Source organism: Vibrio sp. CB1-5 (assembly GCF_059412285.1).
In genome coordinates, this window is the sequence record NZ_JBJHPB010000004.1 from 31,112 (window position 1) to 55,756 (window position 24,645).

The 24,645-nt window shown below is 46.1% G+C and carries 25 protein-coding genes; 20 read left to right on the forward strand and 5 right to left on the reverse strand.

What is annotated here, in order from left to right; translation table 11 throughout:
- Positions 1-129: 129 nt before the first annotated feature.
- Positions 130-879 (forward strand): hypothetical protein, encoded by a 750-nt coding sequence (locus ACJB0T_RS04005; RefSeq protein ID WP_479293931.1) that lies wholly within the window; start codon positions 130-132, stop codon positions 877-879.
- Between the two features lie 141 nt (positions 880-1,020).
- Entirely contained in the window at positions 1,021-1,185 is a 165-nt protein-coding gene (locus ACJB0T_RS04010; protein WP_156110033.1) for a hypothetical protein, read from the forward strand.
- A gap of 80 nt (positions 1,186-1,265) precedes the next feature.
- On the opposite strand, the gene ACJB0T_RS04015 is transcribed toward ACJB0T_RS04010, so the two are convergent.
- Positions 1,266-1,691: a DUF6515 family protein gene (locus tag ACJB0T_RS04015; RefSeq protein WP_112479275.1), complete on the reverse strand. Its 426-nt coding sequence runs from the start codon at positions 1,689-1,691 to the stop codon at positions 1,266-1,268.
- Positions 1,692-1,963: 272 nt separating this feature from the next.
- Here ACJB0T_RS04015 and ACJB0T_RS04020 point away from each other — a divergent pair, with 272 nt between their 5' ends.
- Positions 1,964-2,809 carry a GNAT family N-acetyltransferase gene (locus ACJB0T_RS04020; RefSeq protein WP_479293929.1) on the forward strand — a complete coding sequence of 282 codons (846 nt, stop codon included), beginning with the start codon at positions 1,964-1,966 and terminating at the stop codon, positions 2,807-2,809.
- 26 nt (positions 2,810-2,835) lie between these two features.
- Here ACJB0T_RS04020 and ACJB0T_RS04025 read toward each other — a convergent pair whose 3' ends face one another.
- Positions 2,836-4,212, reverse strand: coding sequence for an MATE family efflux transporter (locus ACJB0T_RS04025; RefSeq protein WP_479293927.1), 1,377 nt, complete (start codon positions 4,210-4,212; stop codon positions 2,836-2,838).
- A gap of 371 nt (positions 4,213-4,583) precedes the next feature.
- Here ACJB0T_RS04025 and urtA point away from each other — a divergent pair, with 371 nt between their 5' ends.
- From urtA to ACJB0T_RS04095, 14 genes are all read left to right on the forward strand, one after another.
- Entirely contained in the window at positions 4,584-5,873 is a 1,290-nt protein-coding gene (gene urtA, locus ACJB0T_RS04030; RefSeq protein WP_479293925.1) for an urea ABC transporter substrate-binding protein, read from the forward strand.
- Positions 5,874-5,980: 107 nt separating this feature from the next.
- The gene (urtB, locus tag ACJB0T_RS04035) at positions 5,981-7,606 is read left to right on the forward strand and encodes an urea ABC transporter permease subunit UrtB (protein ID WP_479293924.1); all 1,626 of its coding nucleotides are present in this window, start codon (positions 5,981-5,983) and stop codon (positions 7,604-7,606) included.
- A 9-nt stretch (positions 7,607-7,615) separates the two neighbouring features.
- Entirely contained in the window at positions 7,616-8,803 is a 1,188-nt protein-coding gene (gene urtC / locus ACJB0T_RS04040; protein WP_479293922.1) for an urea ABC transporter permease subunit UrtC, read from the forward strand.
- A complete protein-coding gene (gene urtD / locus ACJB0T_RS04045; RefSeq protein ID WP_479293921.1) occupies positions 8,800-9,651 on the forward strand; it encodes an urea ABC transporter ATP-binding protein UrtD in 852 nt (283 codons plus the stop codon). Before urtC ends, urtD begins: the two co-directional genes overlap by 4 nt.
- A 1-nt stretch (position 9,652) precedes the next feature.
- Entirely contained in the window at positions 9,653-10,348 is a 696-nt protein-coding gene (gene urtE / locus ACJB0T_RS04050; protein ID WP_479293918.1) for an urea ABC transporter ATP-binding subunit UrtE, read from the forward strand.
- Positions 10,345-11,244, forward strand: coding sequence for an urease accessory protein UreD (locus ACJB0T_RS04055; protein ID WP_479293916.1), 900 nt, complete (start codon positions 10,345-10,347; stop codon positions 11,242-11,244). The genes urtE and ACJB0T_RS04055 overlap by 4 nt, the downstream gene beginning before the upstream one ends.
- A gap of 33 nt (positions 11,245-11,277) precedes the next feature.
- Positions 11,278-11,580, forward strand: coding sequence for an urease subunit gamma (gene ureA / locus ACJB0T_RS04060; protein WP_042495301.1), 303 nt, complete (start codon positions 11,278-11,280; stop codon positions 11,578-11,580).
- A gap of 56 nt (positions 11,581-11,636) precedes the next feature.
- Positions 11,637-11,972 (forward strand): urease subunit beta, encoded by a 336-nt coding sequence (locus tag ACJB0T_RS04065; protein ID WP_479293912.1) that lies wholly within the window; start codon positions 11,637-11,639, stop codon positions 11,970-11,972.
- An 87-nt stretch (positions 11,973-12,059) separates the two neighbouring features.
- The gene (gene ureC, locus ACJB0T_RS04070) at positions 12,060-13,763 is read left to right on the forward strand and encodes an urease subunit alpha (protein WP_479293911.1); all 1,704 of its coding nucleotides are present in this window, start codon (positions 12,060-12,062) and stop codon (positions 13,761-13,763) included.
- Positions 13,764-13,796: 33 nt separating this feature from the next.
- Positions 13,797-14,249: an urease accessory protein UreE gene (gene ureE, locus ACJB0T_RS04075; protein ID WP_479293909.1), complete on the forward strand. Its 453-nt coding sequence runs from the start codon at positions 13,797-13,799 to the stop codon at positions 14,247-14,249.
- Positions 14,250-14,321: 72 nt separating this feature from the next.
- Positions 14,322-14,894, forward strand: coding sequence for a HupE/UreJ family protein (locus ACJB0T_RS04080; RefSeq protein WP_479293907.1), 573 nt, complete (start codon positions 14,322-14,324; stop codon positions 14,892-14,894).
- Between the two features lie 3 nt (positions 14,895-14,897).
- Positions 14,898-15,620, forward strand: coding sequence for an urease accessory protein UreF (locus tag ACJB0T_RS04085; RefSeq protein ID WP_479293905.1), 723 nt, complete (start codon positions 14,898-14,900; stop codon positions 15,618-15,620).
- An 83-nt stretch (positions 15,621-15,703) separates the two neighbouring features.
- The gene (gene ureG / locus ACJB0T_RS04090; RefSeq protein ID WP_479293903.1) at positions 15,704-16,339 is read left to right on the forward strand and encodes an urease accessory protein UreG; all 636 of its coding nucleotides are present in this window, start codon (positions 15,704-15,706) and stop codon (positions 16,337-16,339) included.
- 98 nt (positions 16,340-16,437) lie between these two features.
- Positions 16,438-16,839, forward strand: a complete 402-nt coding sequence (locus ACJB0T_RS04095; protein ID WP_479293901.1) for a DUF4345 family protein — start codon at positions 16,438-16,440, stop codon at positions 16,837-16,839.
- A gap of 84 nt (positions 16,840-16,923) precedes the next feature.
- On the opposite strand, the gene ACJB0T_RS04100 is transcribed toward ACJB0T_RS04095, so the two are convergent.
- Both ACJB0T_RS04100 and ACJB0T_RS04105 read right to left on the reverse strand, forming a co-directional pair.
- Positions 16,924-18,540 (reverse strand): methyl-accepting chemotaxis protein, encoded by a 1,617-nt coding sequence (locus ACJB0T_RS04100; RefSeq protein ID WP_479293899.1) that lies wholly within the window; start codon positions 18,538-18,540, stop codon positions 16,924-16,926.
- A gap of 218 nt (positions 18,541-18,758) precedes the next feature.
- Positions 18,759-18,884 carry a DUF3012 domain-containing protein gene (locus ACJB0T_RS04105; RefSeq protein WP_081941396.1) on the reverse strand — a complete coding sequence of 42 codons (126 nt, stop codon included), beginning with the start codon at positions 18,882-18,884 and terminating at the stop codon, positions 18,759-18,761.
- Positions 18,885-19,341: 457 nt separating this feature from the next.
- Between ACJB0T_RS04105 and ACJB0T_RS04110 the strand changes: the two genes are divergently transcribed.
- From ACJB0T_RS04110 to curA, 3 genes are all read left to right on the forward strand, one after another.
- A complete protein-coding gene (locus ACJB0T_RS04110; RefSeq protein WP_479293897.1) occupies positions 19,342-21,330 on the forward strand; it encodes a methyl-accepting chemotaxis protein in 1,989 nt (662 codons plus the stop codon).
- A 117-nt stretch (positions 21,331-21,447) separates the two neighbouring features.
- Positions 21,448-22,032, forward strand: a complete 585-nt coding sequence (locus ACJB0T_RS04115) for a TetR/AcrR family transcriptional regulator (RefSeq protein ID WP_479293895.1) — start codon at positions 21,448-21,450, stop codon at positions 22,030-22,032.
- A gap of 104 nt (positions 22,033-22,136) precedes the next feature.
- Positions 22,137-23,165 (forward strand): NADPH-dependent curcumin/dihydrocurcumin reductase, encoded by a 1,029-nt coding sequence (gene curA, locus ACJB0T_RS04120; protein WP_479293893.1) that lies wholly within the window; start codon positions 22,137-22,139, stop codon positions 23,163-23,165.
- 539 nt (positions 23,166-23,704) lie between these two features.
- Here curA and ACJB0T_RS04125 read toward each other — a convergent pair.
- Positions 23,705-24,283: a hypothetical protein gene (locus tag ACJB0T_RS04125; protein ID WP_252013847.1), complete on the reverse strand. Its 579-nt coding sequence runs from the start codon at positions 24,281-24,283 to the stop codon at positions 23,705-23,707.
- Positions 24,284-24,645 lie beyond the last annotated feature (362 nt).

Here is a 24,645-nt window from a genome sequence, read left to right on the forward strand (position 1 = left end):
TAGTTTTCAATAAGAGCACAGATAGCCAAAGTCATACGATAATGGCTACAACAGCGCAGGCGGTCTAGACTCAAGCATGATGTATATAGAAACCATCAAAATCAGTAACCTTCATGTACAGGAGCAGACATGATCTACCCAGAATCACTGCCTCACGGCGAACTGCATCACATCATCGACGACATCTATATGGTGACAGGTTCGGTGGAGATGAAAGCGCCTCATCCAAAATTTGGTCCGTTTAAAATGACGTTTAGTCGCAATATGATGGTGATTAAACAAGGTAGTGAGCTGATTTTAGTGAACTCTGTGCGATTGAACGAAAAAGGTATCGCACAACTTGATGAACTCGGTGATGTCACTCATGTAGTGCGTCTAGCCGCATTTCATGGCTTTGATGACCCGTTTTACAAAGAGACGTTTCAAGCCACGCTTTGGTCTGTAGAGGCTCCGTATGTACGCGGTTTCGCTAAGTCTGCTAAAGAGGAGTATTACCGAGCAGATCGGATATTAAAGCCAGGAAGTGAACTTCCCATTAAAGGTGCTTCCTATCATGAGTTTGCGACCAGTCATCCTAAAGAAGGCTTGATATTGCTCGAGCGAGGAGGCGGCATATTGCTGGCGGGAGACAGCATGCAGAATTGGCCAAAGCCTGATAAGTACTTTAACTGGTTTGCCAAAATTATGATGAAGCGAATGGGTTTCATTGCGCCGAGCAATTTTGGCCCAGGCTGGCTAGAGCTTGCGAAACCCGCAAAAGACGAGTTGATGGAGAAAGCAAGGCTTGATTACAGCGTGCTATTACCTGCACACGGTAACCCTATTATGACGAATGCGCAGCAAGGGTTCATCAAAGCCGCTGAGCAAGCCTATTCTTAGGCAGTGCATTTGGATAGATAAAACTAATCCAAAACCAAAATAAAATCTCGTAACTAACTTACTGAAAATGTTTGACCTTGCTCACAAAATGAGTAGAATTCGTGCTGTCTTTTGAAATGTTATTACACAAGGGTGAGAACAATGAACTCAGCACTTCTATCAACATTGGACACTGAAAAATCAAATAAAGTAGAGAGCGCATCTAAGTCGTCAACCTCTACTGCGGCTGAAATTGCAACTATCGTTGCAATGTACCTTGCTACTTCAGCTGTGATTTTGTTACTAAGCCTAACTTGGGTTTTGTAACCAGCTTTTCAAGGATTTGGATGGAGCGATACTCGCTATAGCAGCACATGTGAGTATCGCCTAAACTGCTTTAAACTCTCCTAGGGCTCTACCACCACATACTTGCCATTTCCTATGGACAAGAACCAATTCCCCCTCGAAACAAAGTACTGTTGGCCACGTTTATTGACTGCAGTTGCACCTTCGGGAAGCTGTCTGATGACTTTACCCGGTCGATAGCGACGCTTTGGCGGCTTTTCGACAAACACATACTTCTCTTTTCTCTGCTCGTAATAATGCCCATCGATGAGTGCATACGTTACACCTGCAATGGCCAATAAAATGGCATCTTTAGGTAGGCGATGCTTTGGATAGTGGTGAACGACATGCACTTCTTTCTTTTTATGTTTGTGTTTATGCTCTTTCCAAGGCTTGTCGATAAATTTGTGCCAAGGGTCTGCAAAAGCGGGGCTATTGCCAAGAACGGTGCAGATAACGAGTGCAGAAAACAAAGATTTGTAAGTCATAAATGGCTCAATTGGAAACTTTGAGCCATTGTTTCGTGTCGCGGATGTTTGTGGGTTAGCACTTTGTCATGAACGAGTCGTGATTTGATGGGGGCTAAATGAAGTTTGTGGATTGATTACTTTGGCAAAGGTATTGCCAATGATAACTATGAGTGACTCACAAAAACTAGCATGAGAACGGTGCAAGCCCAAATCTAATCTTGTTTATCGGTTTTTAGGCCACTAGTTTACTAGCAAATGGTGTTGAAGAATATGTAGGAAAAGGGAAGTTTATGGAAGGATTTCGTATTAGAACCATGACGTTAGATGAAGTTTTCACCGCGGTTGAGTGGGCAGCACAAGAAGGATGGAACCCAGGACTAAACGACGCACAGCACTATCACATGGCGGATCCTAATGGTTTTTTGGTTGGTGAACTCGATGGGGAACCCATTGGTTGTATCTCGGTAGTAAAGTACGACGCAAACTTTGGTTTTTTGGGTTTCTACATCGTTAAACCTGAGTACCGTGGAAGAGGCTATGGCATCCAAATATGGAATCAAGGAATGGCGTATTTGGATGGCTGTAATGTCGCTTTGGATGGCGTTGTAGATCAACAAGAAAACTACAAACGATCCGGATTTGTGTTGTCTCATCGAAATGTTCGTTATGAGGGTCGAAGTGCCCAGCTTGCCTTTGATAGCAAAGCGATAGTGAAGGCAACCAGTGTCGACTTTTATCAGGTTGAAGATTATCTAAATGGTTTCTTCCCAGTGGCTAGAAGGGAATTTAACCATGCTTGGTTTAGTCAATTGCAGTGTACGTCCCTGGTCTATGTGAAAGAGGGCAAGGTGCTTGGTGCAGGAGTGATCAGAGATTGCCATACGGGCTATAAAATCGCACCACTGTTTGCAGATAGTGAGCATATTGCCAATGAGTTGTATGCAGCGTTAGTCTCTAGTGTAGACGCTGGGAAACCTGTTTTTTTAGATGTACCAGAAGTAAACGAGCCTGCCGTTACCTTGGCAAGCTCGCATGATATGGCGCCTTGTTTCGAAACCGCCCGAATGTACACCAAACAACCACCGGCACTTTCCTTAGATAGAACCTACGGCGTGACGTCATTTGAAATTGGCTAGCCACTTGGGCTTAACATTGCGCTCGGCTAGGCTGCCGAGCGCCCTGTGTTTTCTGTTAAATTGTTCACCCACTTATCACTGTAGACTCGCCACACTGCTGGTAACACCTTGATAATTTCTTCTGATGTCATCAAGAGCAGTACAGTAGTAAAAGGCAATTCAAACACGATAGCACCCATAGCGGTCACAGGCACTGCCCACATCCACTGGCAAACAAAGTCCATGTTCATGCAGAACTTACTGTCGCCACCACTTCTCAATACTCCAACGATTAAGGTGATATTGATGGTGCGCAACATGATACTGAGTGCCATAACAGGGAAACTCATGATCATGAGCTGTGTGACGTCATCAGACAGCGCTCCATAGAGCGATAAAATGGCGCTTTGCGCTATCAATAGAACCCCGCCAAGTAGAGCACCGACGACAACCGCTGATTGCAGTGCCCATCGAGAATATTGCGCGCTTTGCTTAAACTGATTTGCGCCTAAACTGTTGCCTATAATGATTCCGGTGGCATTGGATAGACCTAGACCAAAGGCAAGGCCAACGGATTCGAGTGGCGTGATTACTGCTAATGTCGCGAGTTCAGTTTGCCCCATTCGGCCAAGGATAATATTGAATGTGAAGATCCCAGCACACCAAATCACTGTACCCACCATGACTGGATATGTGATGGTGACAAATTTACTCACCATGTTGCGCTCACAGGCCTCGACCACATTTTGCCAACGCAATGCCAACACTGGAAAATAACGATAGATGATTACCAACACCACGATTAACCGTACTGAGCGAGCAATAACGCTACCGACCCCTGCACCAATGAGTCCCATCGCAGGTAAACCGAAGTGACCAAAGATAAGGAGATAATTTAAGGTCACATTGAGAGCCACTTCCAATATGGATACGTAGAGGTTTATGCGGGTCTGACCGATAGAGCGCAACGCTGTATCGGCGGCGATACCAAATCCAGAAAGGAACATGGCAATACCAAGTAATTGCACGTAGTCACTGGCGAGTGCCAGTACGTTTTCGCTGGGGTTAAATAAGCTTGGCAATAAAGTCGGCATGAAGAAGCATAACGCGAAACAGAAAAAGGCAAGTCCTTGAGTTACCCCTGCCCCCAGCGCGAGATATCGTTTTAGGCCTTGTTCGTCGTTTGCCCCCCAATATTGGGCTAACAAGATCCCCATACCCGAGCCTAATCCCCATACTAAGACGATTGAAACCCAAAATATGCGAGCACCAATGCCCGCCGCTGCGACTTCTTCTGTGCCTAACTGACTGATCATCAAGCTGTCGACAAAGCCTAAACTACTCATCAACAAGCTTTGCAGTGAGATCGGAATCCCCAGTAATAGGACGTTCTTAATGAAGTGGCGATACGACGGTGGTTCCATAGCATTCTCCCTAGTTGCCTATTTTTCAAGCTACTGATTTTGATCACGATATGCAACGAATTACGCTTTTGGTAGTGAGAGTTACCTCGCAAAATGCTCTGCATCTTGTGCTCGTGAGAATGCCAAGTTATTAACTTGATTGCATTAAATTGGTGCTTATGCGAGTGATTTCTCTAATCTGGTGAAATTTGAACTGTAATTGCACCAAGATGCAGCGCACCAAATTGAACTAACAGCATCCAAGTTGTGCACCAAAAATAAAATTTCATTATTTTCAGTGTGTTATGTCGTTATTAACAATATTGTCCAAATTGGCACTCTTCTTGAAGTAATAGTTTTGAATAACTATTCATTACAAGGAGATATCCAACATGAACATGACGTTCAAATTAAAGCTTGCAGCGATGGGCGCGTCACTGGCTTTTGCATCTGGCATGGCGATGGCTGAAGAGGAAACGATCAAAGTCGGCGTTCTACACTCGCTGTCAGGTACGATGGCAATCAGTGAAACGACACTGAAAGACACCATTTTGATGTTGGTGGAAGAGCAAAATAAGAAAGGCGGCCTATTGGGCAAAAAGCTTGAAGCCGTTGTGGTAGACCCGGCATCAAACTGGCCTCTATTTGCCGAGAAAGCACGTGAGCTGATTGAGAAAGAGAAGGTTGACGTGGTATTCGGTGGTTGGACGTCGGTATCTCGAAAATCGATGCTTCCTGTGTTTGAAGAGTTAAACAGTATTCTTTTCTACCCAGTGCAGTATGAGGGTGAAGAGTCATCTAAAAACGTGTTCTACACTGGCGCTGCGCCAAACCAACAAGCCGTTCCTGCGGTTGACTACCTAATGGATGAATTGGAAGTAGAGCGTTGGGTGTTGGCTGGTACGGATTACGTTTATCCACGCACGACTAACAAGATCCTAGAATCTTACCTGAAGTCAAAAGGGGTGAGTGAATCAGACATCATGATTAGCTATACGCCGTTTGGTCATTCTGACTGGCAGTCGATTGTTTCTGACATCAAGAAATTTGGCTCAGAAGGTAAGAAAACCGCCGTTGTTTCAACCATCAACGGTGACGCAAACGTACCATTTTACAAAGAATTGGGCGCGCAAGGCGTCTCATCTGAAGACATCCCGGTTGTGGCATTCTCAGTTGGTGAAGAAGAGCTCTCAGGGATGGATACGTCTGCATTGGTGGGTCACTTAGCTGCATGGAACTACTTCATGAGTGTGGATACCGATGCGAATGAAGAATTCGTTGAAACCTGGCAGAAGTTTATTGCTAGCGAAAAACGTGTCACTAACGATCCGATGGAAGCACACTACATTGGCTTCAATATGTGGACACAAGCGGTGACGAACGCAGGCTCGACAGACGCTGAAAAAGTACAAGACGCATTGATCGGTGTGTCGGTACCAAACCTATCAGGTGGCTACTCAACCATGCTACCTAACCACCACATTACTAAACCTGTACTTATCGGTGAAATCCAAGATGACGGTCAGTTTGACGTTGTTTGGGAGACCACAGGTCTAGTCGCGGGTGATGCTTGGTCTAACTACCTACCTGAATCAGCCAAGCTTTACTCAAGCTGGGCGAAGCCATTCTCATGTGGCGCGTTTAACGTAGAGACAGGCAAGTGTTCAGGTAGCGCACAATAAATCCTCGTCATTCGGTGCCTCTCCCGTTCCTTCCTCAAAGGGCTGAGGCGCCTTTTTATTTCTGCTGGAGTTCACGTCAGGCTCTGGCAGCCAAAAGGACGCATTTCATGAAAACCATAATTCAGATATTGAAAGTCGTGGTGTTCTTTGTTTTGAGTACGCACTTCGCGTTGGCTAGCGTAAGTGACAGGGAGACGTTTGCCCAAGCACTCATAGGAAAAAACAACCCTCTAAAAGAGTCAGCGATGACTTGGATTGTTGAGAATGAATCTTCAACAGTCGCAAAATCGGTATTAACCGCTTGGCTTGAAGGTGATCTCTATTATGTCAAAGACAAAAAGAGTGAGCAGTTTCAGGCTTTGTACATTTCAGACAACATCAAAAAGTCTCCCACTGCAAAAAGCGCTTGGGATGACACGACGTTTGTCATCGAATCTTCTCGTCAGTTTAAGAAAGTTCGGGTAAACAACAAATTACGCGGCATGATTCGCCTAGAGATCGCATCGCTTGGTTTGTCGAACACCGAGCCTTCTATTCGTTTAAGCGCGGTCACTGCCTTTTTAGGCAAAACGGATGATGCCGTCATGGCAAAACTGCAGCAAAGAAAAGAGATTGAGCAAGATGCCGATGTGCTCAACATTCTTAACTTGGCGTTGGCGGTTGACCAATCACTAACAGGGGACACGAGCGCAGACAAAATCACCGCGATAGAGACCCTATCTGGTTACAAGCAATCTGCCGTGTTACAGACCTTAAACCAAGTTATCGGCAAAGAAAAAGATGAGCGAGTCGTTGCTGCTGCCGAGCGAGCGCTTGACAACTATCAGCAGAGCCAGAAGTTTTACTCGGGCGTCGAAACCGTCTTTTTTGGTTTGAGTCTAGGTTCAGTCCTCGTTCTAGCAGGCATCGGTCTTGCCATTACCTTTGGCGTGATGGGCGTTATCAACATGGCTCACGGCGAGCTGATTATGATTGGCGCGTACACCACTTATGTGATGCAGCAGCTTATGCCAAACAATATCGGTATGGCGCTTATCTTATCCATTCCGATGGCGTTTATGGTCTCTGGCTTGGTTGGCATTGCGATAGAGCGAAGTGTCATCCGTCATCTCTATGGTCGTCCTCTAGAAACCTTATTAGCAACATTTGGTATCAGCTTGATCTTGCAGCAAGCGGTTCGCTCTATTTTCTCTCCTCTTAACCGTTCTGTGAGCACGCCGGATTGGATGTCAGGTGCTTTGAATATCAACCCAATGCTGTCACTGACCTATAACCGCTTATACATCATTCTATTCTGCATCATGGTGTTTGTTGGCTTGGTCATGGTGTTAAAGAAAACACCCCTCGGTCTTCAGGTTCGCGCGGTGTCTCAAAACAGAGCGATGGCACGAGCGATGGGCATTCGTTCTGAGCGTGTCGATGCGATGACGTTTGGACTGGGCTCGGGTGTTGCGGGTGTCGCCGGTGTGGCGTTATCTCAGCTTACTAACGTAGGGCCTAATATGGGACAAGCCTACATCATCGACTCATTTATGGTGGTGGTGTTTGGTGGTGTTGGAAATCTATGGGGAACCTTAGTTGCGGGACTAAGCCTAGGTCTATTTAACAAGATCCTTGAGCCATGGGCAGGTGCCGTTCTTGCCAAGATTTTGGTGCTAGTGTTCATCATTTTGTTTATTCAAAAACGCCCTCGTGGACTCTTCCCACAGCGTGGTCGTGCAGCAGAAGGTTAAGGAAAACGTATGCAATCAACAATTCGATCTTCTGAACATCCGGCAGGTGCTGCATCTAAGTCGTTTGTCCTTGCGGCAATGCGTGGTGACAAAGGTGGACAGTTTACAGTCCTAGCGATCTTAGCCGCTGTTATTTTGATTCCGTTAGCGAACACCCTATTGCCATCGGGTCATCCGCTTCACGTTGAGACATTTACTATTTCACTGATGGGCAAGTATCTAAGTTATGCCATGCTTGCTTTGGCCGTCGATCTAGTTTGGGGTTATCTCGGGATCCTCAGTTTAGGGCATGGCGCGTTTTTTGCGCTTGGCGGTTATGCCATGGGTATGTATTTGATGCGTCAAATTGGGGATAGGGGTGTGTATGGCAACCCGATTCTGCCTGATTTTATGGTGTTCCTAAATTGGCAGGAACTTCCTTGGTTTTGGCACGGCTTTGACCAGTTTTGGTTTGCTTGCCTAATGGTAGTGCTTGTACCTGGCGCATTGGCATACGTGTTCGGTTATCTGGCGTTCCGCTCTCGTGTTTCTGGTGTTTATCTCTCCATCATGACTCAGGCTCTGACCTATGCTTTGATGCTGGCGTTTTTCCGCAATGAAATGGGTTTCGGCGGCAATAATGGCCTGACCGATTTCAAAGACATCCTTGGCTATAGCTTGCAGCAAGATTCCACCAAAATTGCTCTATTTGTGGTGACGGGGATTACACTCGTTGTTAGTTATATTGTTTGTCGAACCGTTATCAGTAGTCGTCTTGGTCGAGTATCTATGGCAATCCGTGATACGGAATCAAGAACGCGCTTCATGGGTTATGACGTCGATGGCATCAAGCTATGGATATTCGTCTTGTCAGCGGTCATCGCTGGTATCGCAGGTGCGCTTTATGTTCCCCAAGTTGGCATCATTAACCCCGGAGAATTTGCTCCACTCAACTCAATTGAAATCGTCGTGTGGGTGGCGCTTGGCGGTCGAGCCACTTTGTTTGGGGCGATTGTCGGTGCGCTGGTTATCAACTACGCCAAGAGCTGGTTTACGGTTGAGTTTCCTGAAGTGTGGCTATTTGCCCTCGGTGGGCTGTTTGTTTTGTCGACCATGTACTTCCCGAAAGGCTTGATTGGTTTTATTTCAGACAAATTAGCTTTAATGAAGAAGCGATCTTCGCCCGTTCAGGAGTCTGACAAGGAGGTAACAGTATGACGACGTTACACAGAGCTAAGCAGCTAAAGAGCTCGGTACAAGAGATCACCAAACGCGATGAGGTGTTCTCATTTCTAAAGCCTGACCAACATCCTCTTGTCGATACTCGCCACAATATTCTTTTGTATGTTGAAGGCGTGAATAAAAGCTTTGATGGCTTTAAAGCCATCAATGATTTGAACCTCTATATCAAGGAAGGGGAGCTGCGCTGCATCATCGGGCCTAATGGCGCAGGCAAAACCACCATGATGGATATCATTACTGGCAAAACCAAACCCGACACAGGCGAGGTTTGGCTTGGCTCAAACATTAACTTGCTCAAGATGAATGAGTCTGAAATTGCCAACGCAGGGGTGGGGCGTAAGTTTCAAAAGCCGACGGTGATTGAATGTCTAACCGTTTGGCAGAACTTAGAGCTTGCCATGTCGGGCGTTCGTGGTGTGTGGGGAACTTACACCGCGTCTTTGTCTGGCGAGCAGCAAGACAAGTTGGAATCGGTACTTGAGCTTATCCACTTAAAAGACAATGCCGCTCTAAATGCAGGGAATCTTTCTCATGGACAAAAGCAGTGGCTAGAGATCGGCATGCTACTGATGCAAAACCCTAAGCTGCTACTGGTCGATGAGCCAGTGGCAGGGATGACGCACCAAGAAATGGACAGAACCTCAGAGCTGTTGAACTCGCTTGCCGGTAAGCATTCCGTGGTGGTGGTTGAGCACGACATGGACTTTGTACGTTCCATTGCAAGCCATGTGACCGTGTTACACCAAGGTCATGTATTGGCCGAGGGAACCATGGATCAAGTTCAGTCACATCCAGAAGTTAAACAGGTTTATCTAGGGGAATAGCATGTTACAGATTCAATCACTCAATCAGTTTTATGGTGAAAGCCACACCTTGTGGGACCTTGATATGTCGATCCCTGAAGGAAAATGTACCGTGCTCATGGGACGTAATGGTGTCGGTAAAACCACGCTACTTCAGTGCATTATGGGTTTGGTCAAAGTTAAGAGCGGCGACATTCAGCTCCATGGCGAGTCATTGTTGAACCACGATGCTGAGTCTCGTCCAAGAATGGGCATCGGCTATGTGCCTCAAGGTAGGCAGATTTTTCCAATGCTAACGGTACAAGAGAATCTAGAAGTGGGACTTCCGATTCGAGCTAAGGGCGATCGTAAGATCCCAGAGTTCATTTTCGACTTGTTCCCAGTGCTAAAAGAGATGCTTCATCGCCGTGGTGGTGATTTATCTGGAGGTCAGCAGCAGCAACTGGCGATTGGTCGGGCGCTGGTGGTCAATCCTAAACTGTTGATCCTAGATGAGCCAACAGAAGGCATTCAGCCAAACATTGTTCAGGAAATCGGTGACATCATCCGAATGCTCAATGAGAAGTTGGGTCTGACGGTGTTGTTGGTGGAGCAGAAGCTACCATTTGCAAGAAAAGTGGGTGATCAATTCTGCATTCTCGACCGAGGTCGCCAAGTCGCTGAAGGGGAAATGTCGGCACTGAATGATGGACTCATTAAGGAGTATTTGACGGTATGACGGCAGCTGCACAAACATATGTTGAGCCACATCTAGGCCTTGGACAGGTCATTGATGCACAAACGGAATTTGGCTGGAAAGCGACACTCGATCTTGGCTTTATTAACCGAGGTGATAAAACGGTGCTTAAGCACCGTTCACAAAAAGGGCCGCTCGCCATTCAGCGGCCGCTCTATCCCGAGGGGAATCCATGTCATACCTATCTACTCCATCCTCCGGGTGGCGTCGTTGGCGGTGATACATTACAGATCAAGGCGATAGCAGAGCGCGAAGCGCAGGTACTCATAACGACGCCTGGTGCCACCAAGTTTTATCGCTCAGAGACTAAATACGCCAAACAGCGTCAGATCCTTAAGGTTGAAAAGGGCTCTCGGCTTGAGTGGCTACCTCAAGAGAACATCTTTTTCCCAGATGCTCATGTGCGTATGGATACGGAGGTGCATTTAGAAACCGGTGCACAATTTTTGGGCTGGGAGATGCACTGTTTTGGTCGTCCTGCACTAAATGAGGGATTTAGCTCTGGGCATTTGGTAGGGAAAACAGAGATTTACCTTGATGGAAAGCGACTGTTGACAGAAGGCTTGAATGTTAGAGGTGAAGATAACCTCCTGAAAAATAAAGGTCTTCTTGGCTATCAAATGATGGGGACATTGTATATTTCAATTGATGACGAAGATTTTAGCCAGTTGGTACAGAGCTTGCTCATTAACATGCAGCAAGACAACAAAAAAGGTGCAGTGGTTATCGCTGCGAGCCAGTTAGAAAATTTGCTTGTAATTCGTGCGTTAGGTAACTGGAGCGAAGTGATCTTAGATTGCTTCCAACAGGTTTGGCAGGCGGCGAGAGAGCATTGGACGGGCGAATGTCCTTACCCACCTAGGATTTGGGCAACCTGAACCAACAAATAGAATCGATAATAAGGCTTATCAATGGAATTGACCCCAAGAGAGAAGGACAAACTTCTGATCTTTTGCGCTGGCATGCTCGCTAAGCAGCGCAAAGACAAAGGCTTAAAACTTAATTACCCAGAATCCGTTGCTTTGATCTCTAGTGCCATTTTAGAGGGCGCTAGAGAAGGCAAGACCGTTTCGGAACTCATGGATTTTGGCCGCACATTACTTACCACCGAAGATGTCATGGAGGGCGTACCCTCAATGATCCCCGACGTTCAAGTTGAAGCCACCTTTCCAGACGGCACCAAATTGGTGACTGTCCATGAACCTATTGTTTAAGACTTTTCCTTAGAACTAGTGTTTAACAAACTCGTTTAGCTGAATTAGGAGGTGACATGGCAGGTTCATCAAAACAATACACAGGCTTTGTGCCAGGACAGGTAGAAACCGCCAAAGGCGACATTGAACTCAATGTTGGCAGAGAAACGGTGTCTGTGAGGGTAGAAAATCTCGGTGATCGCCCAGTGCAAATTGGCTCTCATTACCACTTCTTCGAGGTGAATAACGCCTTAAGCTTTGACCGAGAACTCACTCGCGGTTTTCGTCTCAACATTCCTGCAGGTACTGCAACACGTTTTGAACCAGGGCAGTCTCGCACGGTTGAGTTGGTGGCATTTGCAGGTAAACGCGAAGTCTACGGTTTTCAAGGCAAAGTTATGGGAACGCTTTAACGTCTGATACTGACGTTAGGCAAGCATTGCGCTAGTTAATGTCGCTTTGCAAACAAAACGCCAATCTAAAAACAACAAGGAAGAATAATGGCGAAGATATCCAGACAGGCATACGCCGAGATGTTTGGTCCCACAGTAGGGGATCGAGTCCGCTTAGCTGACACAGAACTTTGGTTAGAAGTTGAGAAAGATCTCACCGTCTATGGTGACGAAGTTAAATTTGGTGGTGGTAAGGTCATTCGTGATGGGATGGGACAAAGTCAGCGCCCAAGCGCGGAAACACCAGACCTTGTTATTACCAACGCATTGATTCTTGATTACTGGGGCATTATCAAAGCCGACGTTGCAGTAAAAAATGGCCGTATTCAAGCGCTAGGCAAAGCGGGAAACCCGGACATTCAACCTGGTGTTGATATCATCGTAGGTCCCGGTACCGAAGTCCTCGCGGGTGAAGGTTCAATTTTGACCGCTGGCGGCATTGACTCCCATATTCACTTTATTTGCCCTCAACAAATTGAAGAAGCGTTGGCATCTGGCGTCACCACGATGATTGGTGGTGGTACGGGGCCAAATACGGGCACCAATGCGACAACCTGTACGCCGGGTCCATGGAACATGCACCGCATGCTTGAGTCTTTGGATCAATTTCCAATGAATTTTGGTTTGCTTGGTAAAGGTAATGCTAGCCAACCCGAGGCTTTGCGTGAACAGGTAACGGCTGGGGCAGTAGGTCTCAAACTCCATGAAGACTGGGGCACAACGCCGGCTTCCATTGATACCTGTTTAACCGTTGCCGATGAAATGGATGTGCAGGTTGCCATTCATACCGATACGCTTAACGAATCTGGTTTTGTGGAATCGACACTGGGCGCTATAGGCGACCGAGTCATTCACACCTACCACACGGAAGGTGCGGGTGGGGGCCACGCTCCAGATATTATCAAAGCTGCTGGTGAATCCAATGTGCTGCCATCCTCAACTAACCCAACGCGGCCATACACGGTCAACACAGTTGATGAACATCTCGACATGTTGATGGTGTGTCACCACTTATCACCATCGATTGCAGAAGATGTGGCGTTTGCAGAATCCCGTATTCGCCGCGAAACCATCGCCGCAGAAGACATCCTTCATGACCTAGGCGCGTTTTCCATGATTGCGTCTGACTCGCAAGCGATGGGACGTGTTGGTGAGGTCATTACTCGTACTTGGCAAACTGCTCACAAGATGAAAGTACAGCGCGGTAGTCTCAAGCAGGATTCAAGCTACAGCGATAACTTCCGCCTCAAGCGCTATGTCGCCAAGTACACCATTAACCCTGCGATTACTCACGGCATGGCACATGAGATTGGCTCGATTGAAGTTGGGAAGCTCGCTGATTTAGTTCTATGGAAACCGGCCTTCTTTGGCGTAAAACCAAGCGTAGTGCTGAAAGGTGGCATGATCGCGATGGCGCCTATGGGCGATCCCAATGCATCGATCCCAACACCACAGCCAGTCCATTATCGTTCCATGTTTGGCAGCTATGGTAAGGCATCGCAAAACACATCAATGCTGTTCGTATCCCAAGCTGCCGCGGACGCTGGTATCGCTTCTCAGCTTGGTTTGGGCAGTTTGATTGGTGTCGCCAAGCAGTGTCGAACCATTAGTAAGGCGGATATGAAGCTCAATGATTGGCAACCCAACATTGAGGTGGACTCTCAAACTTATCAAGTCCGCGCGGACGGTGAGTTGCTGGTGTGTGAGCCAGCAGAAGTACTGCCAATGGCTCAGCGCTACTTCTTGTTTTAGTAAAGGTATAGACAGTTTTAGAGGACAACAATAGTGATTGAATTAATAGAAATAACCCAAGAGTTAGCGCCACAGCCTCACGCATTTTTAAGTCTGCCGATCGACAGTCGTATTAAGAGCCGCCTCAAGGTCATGCTTGATGATGGCCGCGATGCCGGGCTGTTTCTTCCTAGAGGCCACATTTTACGAGGCGGAGAGCAGCTCAAAAGTAAATGTGGATTGGTCATTGAGGTGAAAGCTGCGCCGGAGCAAGTGTCATCCGTTTATTGCAGTGATCTGCACCTTTTAACGCGCGTCGCCTATCACCTAGGTAACCGTCATGTCCCCCTTCAAGTCGAGTTCGGCTGGGTTCGCTATCAGCACGATCATGTATTGGATGAGATGGTTGAAGGACTCGGTGCAACAGTCACTTCAGAAATGGCGCCTTTTGAGCCTGAAGGCGGTGCTTATGGTGGCAAGAGTGGCGGTCATCACCATCACCATTAATTCGCTGCAGCAAATATAAGACGACATCAAACCGTCTAATTATTAAAAAAACAAAATGAAAAGGAAATTTCAATGAAAACAACATTCCTCAAACTCGCAACACTTAGCTCTCTTGTATTGGCGCCTATGACAGCTATGGCGCATCCAGGCCATGAATCTACGGCGTTCACCAGTGGTCTACTTCATCCCGTGACCGGTGTTGACCATCTCATTATGTTGCTTGCTTTTGGCCTACTTGTTGGTTGTCTGAGCGCGACTAAAGCTCAGAAGGCCGGTTTGGTCGCTGGTGCACTTGGAACATTAATGTTGGGGCTACTGGTCGGCAGCACGTTTGGCCTTGTAAGTGGTGTTGAAACCGCGATCGTCGCGTCTCTATTTGTCGTCAGTGCTGCTATTTGGCATGTATTTAGCGCGTCACAGAAAATGGTAAAACTCGCGGTTGGACTTTGCATCGGAATGATGTTCTTCCATGGTTACGCACACGGCGTTGAAGCTGAAGGCTTGTTAGGTCAATTCTCGATGGGTATGGCTGTTGGCGCTTCGGCATTAATGGTTCTGGGCACACAAATTGGTAGCAGAGTAGCATCTCGCTGGATGTCAGTTGGTGTTGCCGCAGCAAGCTCACTGTTTTTACTGGCAGCTTAGCCTATGGCATCACGAGTCAATACCGCTCTTGATAGCGCTCTAGAGCCCAGTATCAACGATGATGTGTCTAGCTATCGGCTGTTTCAACTGATTAGCCCTTCTCTCCCTATTGGTGGTTTTACATACTCTCAAGGGCTTGAATGGGCGGTTGAGGCAGGGTGGGTGAAAAACCGCGCTTCGATGGAAGAGTGGCTAGCGAACATGCTGTTTAGCAGTGTCGCCACGTTGGAGCTGCCGATTATTGACCGATTGTATCGAGCGATTCAAGCGTGTGACACAGCGACAATACACGATCTTTGTGAGCGGCTTTTTAGTAGCCGAGAAACGAAAGAGCTGCGCGCAGAAGAGAAACAGCGTGGTCTTGCGCTGAACACTCTATTAGGACGTTTGGATATTCGAGTTGATGGTATCGAACTTGATGACTATTTACCCAACCAGCTACTTGGTTTATGTGTGGCAGCGGTGCATTGGCACATTGATGTCAACGAGCTAAAGAAGGGGTACCTGTGGAGCTGGGCAGAGAACTTGGTGATGGCTGGTGTAAAGCTGGTACCGCTTGGGCAAACCGATGGGCAGCTGGCATTGATCCATCTCTCGGATCAGTTTTCAAAAGCACTAAAGATAGAGCAACAAACGGAAGATTGGATGATTGGCAGTTTCACCCCTTCAGTGTCCATAGCCAGTAGCCTTCACGAAACACAGTACACAAGATTATTTCGCTCTTAGCTTAATGAGAGGCAGCGAATGATGAGTTGTCTGTTCAAAAGTTAACAAGCTAAGAGTGATAAAACAAAGGAAGAAATAGAATCATGACAAATGCAACGGACAGTTATAAACAACCACTGCGAATTGGAATTGGTGGTCCAGTAGGATCAGGCAAAACAGCATTGCTTGAGGTGTTGTGTAAAGCGATTCGAGACAAGCTCCATATCGCGGTTGTGACGAACGATATTTATACTCAGGAGGATGCAAAGATCCTTACTAGAGCAGAAGCGCTTGAACCGGATCGCATCATAGGCGTTGAGACGGGTGGCTGCCCACATACGGCGATTCGTGAAGATGCATCCATGAACTTGGCGGCGGTTGAAGAGTTAGCGAAACGCCATAAAAACCTTGATGTGGTGTTTGTTGAAAGCGGCGGTGATAACCTGAGTGCGACTTTCAGTCCAGAGCTTGCCGATCTGACTATCTACGTGATTGATGTTGCAGAAGGTGAGAAGATCCCGCGCAAAGGTGGTCCGGGTATCACACGTTCTGATTTGCTCGTTATCAACAAAATAGATCTGGCACCCTATGTTGGAGCGTCATTGGAGGTTATGGAACAAGATACGCAGCGTATGCGACCAACCAAACCATTTGTATTTACCAATCTCAAAGAGAGCAAAGGTCTAGATACGATCATCGATTTCATCCTAACTGAAGGTATGTTGGAGTTTCATAGTTAAGAATTTGAGGTTTCGCTTCTAATTCCGTGGTCAAAGTTAGTCACAAGTGACGGTTCTGACTTACACTTTTGCTATGACACGCGATACGCAGGACCTTTATGTTTCAAGCAAAATTGATGGTTTGGATAACGGCACTGGTGTTTTTGGGCTATGGCGTGCTGTTTTCTCTTTCTCCGAGTACCTTGTTTGAAAGGGTGACAGACAGTGCGCTGTTTTCCTATTCAGCGGCTATTGACGTGAGAGCAACCTATGGCGGTATGATGGCGGCTATAGGCATCATTCTGGCGCTTTTGGTACTAAAGGAAGAGACTCTAAAACTCTCAGTTATTTCGGCTACTTTGCTAGCGGGTTTGATGGCAGTGACGCGTACTATGGGCATTATCGCTGAAACACAGCCCAACGATACCATGCAGATCTACTTGATTACCGAGGTGTTTTTCACCCTTTGGGGACTGTTTATCTTATGGAAGTTTCCCAAACGGCGAATGTACTTTAAGTAGCGAGATACGATGCCGACCTCTAGTTGTAGAGGTCGGCATTTTTCTATCCATCAAACTTGTTCGATATTAAGGTCACAGAAAGAGTTAAGCGAGTCTAAAATAGGTCAGTTGTTGTTTCAGCTCTTCAGCCGCAACTGCCATTTCTTGTGTTTGTGAAGCAAGCTGATTACTGGCTTGATTGATTTCGCGTGCCGATAAGTGAATGGTCGTGACATTTTCACTCATTTCGTTAGAGACCATGCTTTGCTGCTCCGCGGCTGCGGCAATCTGAGCGACCATGTCATTCGCACCATTGAGGTCATCTACCATCGACTCTAGGGTCGTCTTGGTATCGCTTGCTGCTGACACGCTAGCACTAATACTGGCGTTGTTTTGCTCCATCACACCTACTACTTCACTGGTTTTCTCTAGAAGCTCATTGATGGTGCTTTGAACTTGATTGGTAGATTGCTGGGTTCGACTCGCCAAGCTGCGCACTTCGTCCGCAACGACGGCAAACCCGCGACCTTGCTCGCCTGCTCGTGCGGCTTCAATAGCCGCGTTGAGTGCCAGTAGGTTGGTTTGCTCGGAGACTTCTTGAATGACCTCCACCACATCACCTATGTTGTCCACACCCAGCTTTAATGCGGTCATCAAATGTGTGCTTTCTTCAATAGCGATGGATATAGCAGATACTTCTTCAAGGGTAGAATCCATGCTCGCGCTGCTGGTGGTTGCGTGCTGGGCTGCGCCACTCGTTTTCTCTGCACTCTGCTCTGCATTATTGGCGACATCATTGATGGTGGCCGACATTTCATTCATAGCGGTAGATAGCTGTTCGAGCTGAGCATTTTGTGAGTCTAAGCTTTGCGCCGTCTCTTCACTCGTTGATGCGATACTTTCTGAGAGTCGGCTCGCCGTGTTGGCGGTGAGTGTAGCCGCTGAGAGGGTGTCACGTATGGTACTTTGCATGTCACTAAGACCATGACTTAATAGCCCAATTTCGTCTGTGCGCCTTTGAGACAGATTTGTCGTTAGGTCGCCATTTGCCATGCGTTTAAGGTCGCTTAACAGTCGCTGTATTGGATTAACGATGTTGTTGCCGATAACATAGCTCGCAATCATCAGTATTGAGACACAGCCCAAAGTAAAGGCGACTTGCTTGATCACCTGCGTGATGAAGTCCTCTTTAATATCTGAGACAAATAGTCCGGAGCCTACTATCCAGTCCCATTCAGGAATATGCACAACATAAGAGATTTTGTCTTTAAGTTCGCCTTGTGGAGACAACCAAGTGTAGTCGAGGAACCCCGCACTTTGGGTATTGGCAATCGAGGACATTTCACGCCAATGCTGTTTGCCAGCACCGTCGACGACATTGCTCATATCATTGCCGATAGATTCGGTTCTAAGGGGGTGTAATAGCAGTTTGTTTTGGCTATTAGTAACCCAAAAATAGTTGCTGCTATCGTAACGCATTGCATTGATTGCTTGAGTGGCGGCAGTCTCTGCTTGTTCTCGACCGAGAATAGGCTGATTGCGGTAGTAATTAACAAGGGACACGGCTGCATCTACCTGAGCTTTAAGTTTATTTTCGCGCTCAGTAAGCTGTTGGCTTTGCTGAAGGTAAACATTAAAAATGCCCAATGAAAGCATTAGCAATGCGGAGAGTATGACAAGAAATAGGAGTTTGGTTTTTATGCTTATATTGTTGAGCTTCATAGCTAGCCTCTATGATATAACGTTCATAATGTTTAATGTTATAGCATCATAGCGGACTGTTTTAGCGATCGATGCCAAAAAGGTTAGCCAAACCAACGTTGGCACTAAAAAATGTAGGCGCGATCGAGTTATGAAAAGAAAAATGCGAGAAAGTTAAAACTAATGAGTGTAAAAAGTGAGGTATATCAATCAGCTAGTTTGATATACCTCGCAAAGTACTATTTGAAAATGCAGTGCTTCGCGTAGTCGCTAGCTTCGTTTGCAGTCCAGTCGCCTTTCGGCTTTTCCTGCATATCTTGGCACCATGCTTCGCTACCAACTTCCGTACATGCAGCCAATGCCATCACGCCGAGCGCAACGAGCGCCCAACGACTGAGTAATGTAATCATAATCTGATCCTTTGCGGTATCGTCCCTTTACCTTGCGACTATGCCAATCATGGTGGCTAAAAGCAACCCTTCTGCTGAATGGGTAAATATTATCCCATACATGAGTGTGATGAACTTGGTGTTAATAACTTACTTTTTATAACAATTGGCACTTGAAAATTAAAAGTTGATTAAATATTACACTGGCGATCGTACGGTAATTAAACTTGGTAGGGATTCTGTCGCAAATAAAAAAGACTATATAAGAAGGCTCATATATAGAATGATCTGTTTATTAGTAGTAAGCATATCAATCCATACGGTAAAAGCACTTGTTCTATAAAATGCTTGATTTATATATATGTCCACTTAATATTGAAATTATTAATATAATTCATAAGCCAATTTTTTATGCTGTCTTTTAGGGAATGGAATGTTGTTCAAGTTTAGGAAAAAAAACAGAGACACTGGTCAGTCGACGAATGAAGACGTGGTAAAGGTCATTAATCTTGATGTGGCTTCGCTGTCGACGTTTGAGTCATCGGAGCTGCTGTTTAACACAAGCAAGCCAGCGTTGGGAATTGGGTTTGTCCCCCATGGCCACGATCTCAATCATATTCATCGCATACTTAGCAAGGTAGTCGATGGGCCATTGATCTTGACCTCTACAGCAGGTGAGCTTTCTTCCAGTCATGACAATCTCTATCTTGCGACGGGTCAAACGCAAACCATGGTGTTGCAGGTTTTCTCTCGAGAACTCATCAGTGATGTTGATACTCACACTGTGCCGCTTCCTTGTGATGACATTCAAAGTGGAGTGAGCCAAGTTCAGCCCTCAAGTCGCGTTTGCGAGATTGAAAAGCAGTTGGAAAACATAAGGCTAGCTTTTCCGCTAGATCCAACAGAGTGTTTCTCTATGACACTCGTCAATGGCTTAACAAACAGTGAAAACTGGTTGATGGAAGCGGTCTATCAATCGGGTAAGTTTCCAATCCCGTTTGTTGGCGGTACCTCAGCGGGAAGTTTGAACTTTGATAGTGCGCCGTTTCATGATGGCACGTCAGTACGTCATCAACATGCGCTGTTGTGTTTTATCAAGCTCAATCCAGCTTATCAATTTCAGCTATTTAAAACGCAAAATTTTGAGCCTGCAGGGCGATCTTGGCTTATTGGCGATGCTAATCCGTCCCTTCGTTATGTCAAAGGTGTGTTGTCACCATCAACGATGGAAATTAAAAGCTTTCTCGATGAACTAGCGAGCCATTTCCGTTGTAGCGTAGAACAAGTAGAGCAACGATTAACGGATTTTACCTTTGCGGTGAAAGTGAAAGGTGAATATTTTGTACGCTCGGTTGCAAGTATTAATATTCCCGAAGGGAAAGTGCATTTCTATTGTGACACGCCTTTAGGGACTGAACTGCATTTAATGCGCAAGACGCCATTTGTAGAGCAGACAGATAGAGATTTTGTTCGTCAGTTGGTCAATGAAGATAAATTGGTTGGCGGTATTTTGTTTGATTGTATCTTAAGGCGATTAAATAATAGCCAAGATCTTAATAAACTCAGTAATTTTTCCGAACTACCAGTAGCGGGTTTCTCTACCTTTGGGGAGCTCTTTGGCGTCAATATTAATGAGACATTGAGCGCGATCTTCTTTAGTCGACGTGGAGAAGGTTTAGAGCAAGCTCATGGTCAATTCGTGGCTGACTATGCCTCGTATACTAATTACTTCTCACAACTTAAGTTGCGTTCAAATGAGCTGATGATGCGTATTCAAGACCGCTCATTGACTGACTCTATTGAAGCTATGAGCGTCGCGCATAAATCCAGTGAACTTACTCAAAACTCAATCAGCTACATTGATCATATTGGTAATAATTCATCGGCGTTGTCTGCCGATACCAATCAGTTTAGTGGCACGGTTCGCTCATTGGAGAGTGAGGTCTTTGCTTTGCAGCAAAATATTAGCTCCGTGGAAAAAGAAGCTGAGAGTCTACGCAGTGTGTTGTCGATCATCGATAAGATTGCAGAACAAACCAACTTGCTCGCTCTAAATGCCAGCATCGAAGCCGCGAGGGCAGGAGAGTACGGTCGCGGTTTCGCAGTGGTGGCTGATGAAGTACGCAATCTGGCGAAAAGCACCCAGCAGTCGCTCGATAACTCTCGCACCAGCGTTAATGCCTTGTTTGAACAGATGGACACCATCGCTGATGTAGTTAAAACCGTTGGCAAGCACATGCACGATGCGACCGCAAGAACTGAGTCGATAGCGACGGCAATCCAAGACATTGACAACTTGGCACGCGATACCAATCGACTGTTGGAAAATAGTCACAATATCGCTACCGAACTTCAAAGTATGGAGGCAAAGGCGCAGCAGCATCAGCATGATGTAGAAACCATTCGCAGTCAGGTGAGCTAAGTGCCATTTCAAATTAAGCTAGCGGAAGATGCTATCCGCTAGCTGGTTAATTAATGATAAAAACAGAGATTGAGAGAGACTAGACGACTGGTCTAATTGTATGTCATGATGCTTGCCATGAATGCAAAGACCAATGAAACCCGCCAACACATTTTGGATGTCGGGTACGAACTGATTTTATCAAAAGGCTTTACGGCGGTTGGATTGTCTGAACTTCTCAAGACAGCGGATGTGCCGAAAGGCTCGTTTTACCACTACTTCAAATCCAAGGAGCACTTTGGTGAAGTATTGATAGTCAATTATTTTGAAGGCTACTTAGAGCGATTGAACGACTTTTTGTCTGATACCCAGCTAAGTGGCTATGAGCGTTTAATGAGCTATTTTGCACGCTGGCTGGATGTAGAAAATGGTCGCTGCAATGCTCATAAGTGCTTGGTAGTGAAGCTTAGTGCTGAGGTTTCAGACTTGTCAGAGCCAATGCGCTCAGCTCTGCACCGAGGTGCGCAGCAGATTGTGAGCAGCATTGCTGACTGCATTGAGCAAGGTATTGCTGATGGCTCTATTGCTAAACAAGAAAGCCTTAGCACTGCGAGTATTGTTTATCAGCAATGGCTCGGAGCGAGCTTAGTAAGTAAGCTCAGTCAAAATACGCAACAACTCGAATTTGCTCTGGCAGCGACACAGTCACTGCTTAAGCGATAAACAAAAACACCTGCTTAAATTCTGTCTATGCTAAAGCAACAGGAAGCAGGTTTTTTTAGAAATGACGACTAGACGACTGGTCTAATATCAAAAAGGGAATCCCTATGTCACAGAACAACAGAAGAATTGTTTTAGCCTCTCGCCCTGTCGGCGCACCGACACAAGAAAACTTTCGTCTAGAGCAAGTTGATATACCACTGCCTCAGGAAGGCGAAATGTTACTCAAGGCCATTTACCTTTCATTAGATCCCTACATGCGCGGCCGAATGAGCGATAGCGAGTCATACGCAGAACCGGTAGCGATTGATGAAGTCATGGTGGGTGCGACAGTATGTCGTGTAGAGCAATCTAACCATGCTCAGTTTGAAGAAGGCGAATGGGTACTTGCTTACACGGGTTGGCAGGACTACGGGATCTCAAATGGTGAAGGCCTAGTTAAACTAGGTAAAACTCCGATGAACGCTTCATACGCATTGGGCATCATGGGTATGCCTGGCTTTACCGCTTACATGGGTCTGTTAGATATTGGCTCACCAAAAGCGGGTGATACCGTTGTAGTGGCCGCAGCAACAGGACCTGTGGGCGCAACCGTAGGTCAAATCGCGAAGCTGAAAGGCTGTAACGTCGTAGGCGTTGCAGGTGGTGAAGAAAAATGTCGTCACGCAGTAGAGGTATTGGGTTTTGATGTTTGTCTTGACCACAAAGCAGATGACTTTGCCGCTCAACTAGCCAATGCGTGTGACGAAGGTATCGATGTTTATTTTGAAAACGTCGGCGGCAAGGTATTTGATGCCGTAATGCCACTTCTCAACACTGGCGCACGTATCCCAGTATGTGGACTTATCTCCCAGTACAACGCAACCAGTTTGCCAGAAGGGCCAGATCGCATGTCGGCGTTGGTGGCAACTTTGCTAATCAAACGTATTAAGATGCAAGGCTTTATTATTTTTGATGACTACGCTCACCGCTATGATGAGTTCGCCGCGCAAATGAGCCAGTGGCTAATGGAAGGCAAGATGCAATACAAAGAACATCTAGTGAAAGGGATGGATCAGACAGTGGATTCGTTTATTGGTCTGCTAGAAGGCAAAAACTTCGGCAAGCTGGTGATTCAGCTTAATGATGTGGAATAGGCTTTTGTTGATATGATTTTGGAGCGCTCAACTTGGTTGAGCGCTTTTTCTATAGAGGTGGTAATATCCTACGTAATCTTCAAAAAAGTAAAAGCCTCTTAAAGCGAGACTCACCAAACGTCATCAATTAAGTTTCGTCGATGCATAATCTTCCCTGCGCTCACTACAAATTAACCTAAGGATATATTGACGCTGATGAAGCTTACTTCGCTCGCTTCTTAACTCTGTTTTGGACAAAAATAATCTACGTCCGCTCGTTTTTAACATGTCCCACGTAGCCGTCATCCTCACGAAAGTGAGGATCTCCTACCGCATGTAGGTAACTGAAAATCTTCGACTAAGTCACGTAAATCAGCTTCGAAACGCGCTGAGTGAGATCCCCTTTTTCAAGGGGATGACAGTAATTTTTTAGGATGGTGTGAAACACAAAATGGGGCAAAGACGTGTTAGATGATAAAATCGGCACGGTGTGATAAAATCGGCACGGTCGGGGAAAATCGACCATATAGATAAAAACCAATGAAATAGAATGCGTTATCTTAAACGTCAAATAGAACTAACGGTCTATGATACGCGGTAACCTTTTGGCGCTCTTTGCTTCGGTTGTTATAGAGTATCTTTTCGACCCTCTTGGATGTTTCTACTTCATCAGCAAGGATGCCCAAAAGCGTTTGTTTTTCCTCTTTCGTGGAAACTAAGTCTTTCCAAGCAATCATAAAATCAAACGCTTCACCGTGACGAAGGAGCCTTGCTGGTACACCACCGTTGCCAATACCACCAATAAACATTCCGTAACGCAAGAATGGGTGTACTACTCTATGATTCTGAGCTTTCTTACTGTACGTAATAGCATCATGGGTTGTAACACTATCAACTTTCGTTTCCACTACCACTCTCGGTGTCCACGTAGCATCATCAATCCATTCGTAGATTAAAATATCCGTCTCGAATTTGGTTTCAATGCAATCTGCTATGTCATTTCTGTACTGGCGTACCTCATTGGCATAACATAGTTTTTGAGCAACATCTGCAGCGTATTTTGGTGAAATACTTTGTAGGTGGTTATGGATTTCTGCTGCAACCTTTTTAGCCCACTTGGTTTCTTTTGTTTCTCTCATATCACTAGCCTTTCTTCTTGCTTGCTACGTTTATATAGTTTTGTAGGCATCTTACTGGCATGAGGAAAAGTATGTCGATTGTTGCTCAATAAAAGTGAGATGGCTGACGGTTGAAACTCAAAAAGGGGCATTTTCGTGTTTCATGCCCCGCCAGCACGCCTCTGGACAAAAATAGTCTACGTCCGTTCGTATTTAACATGCCCCAAGTAGCCGTCATCCTCACGAAAGTGAGGATCTCCTACCGCATGTAGGTAACTGAAAAAGTTCGACTAAGTCACGCAAATCCGCTTCGCGACGCGCTGAATGAGATCCCCTTTTTCAAGGGGATGAAGGTAATTTGGCGGTGCTTTGAAACACGAAAC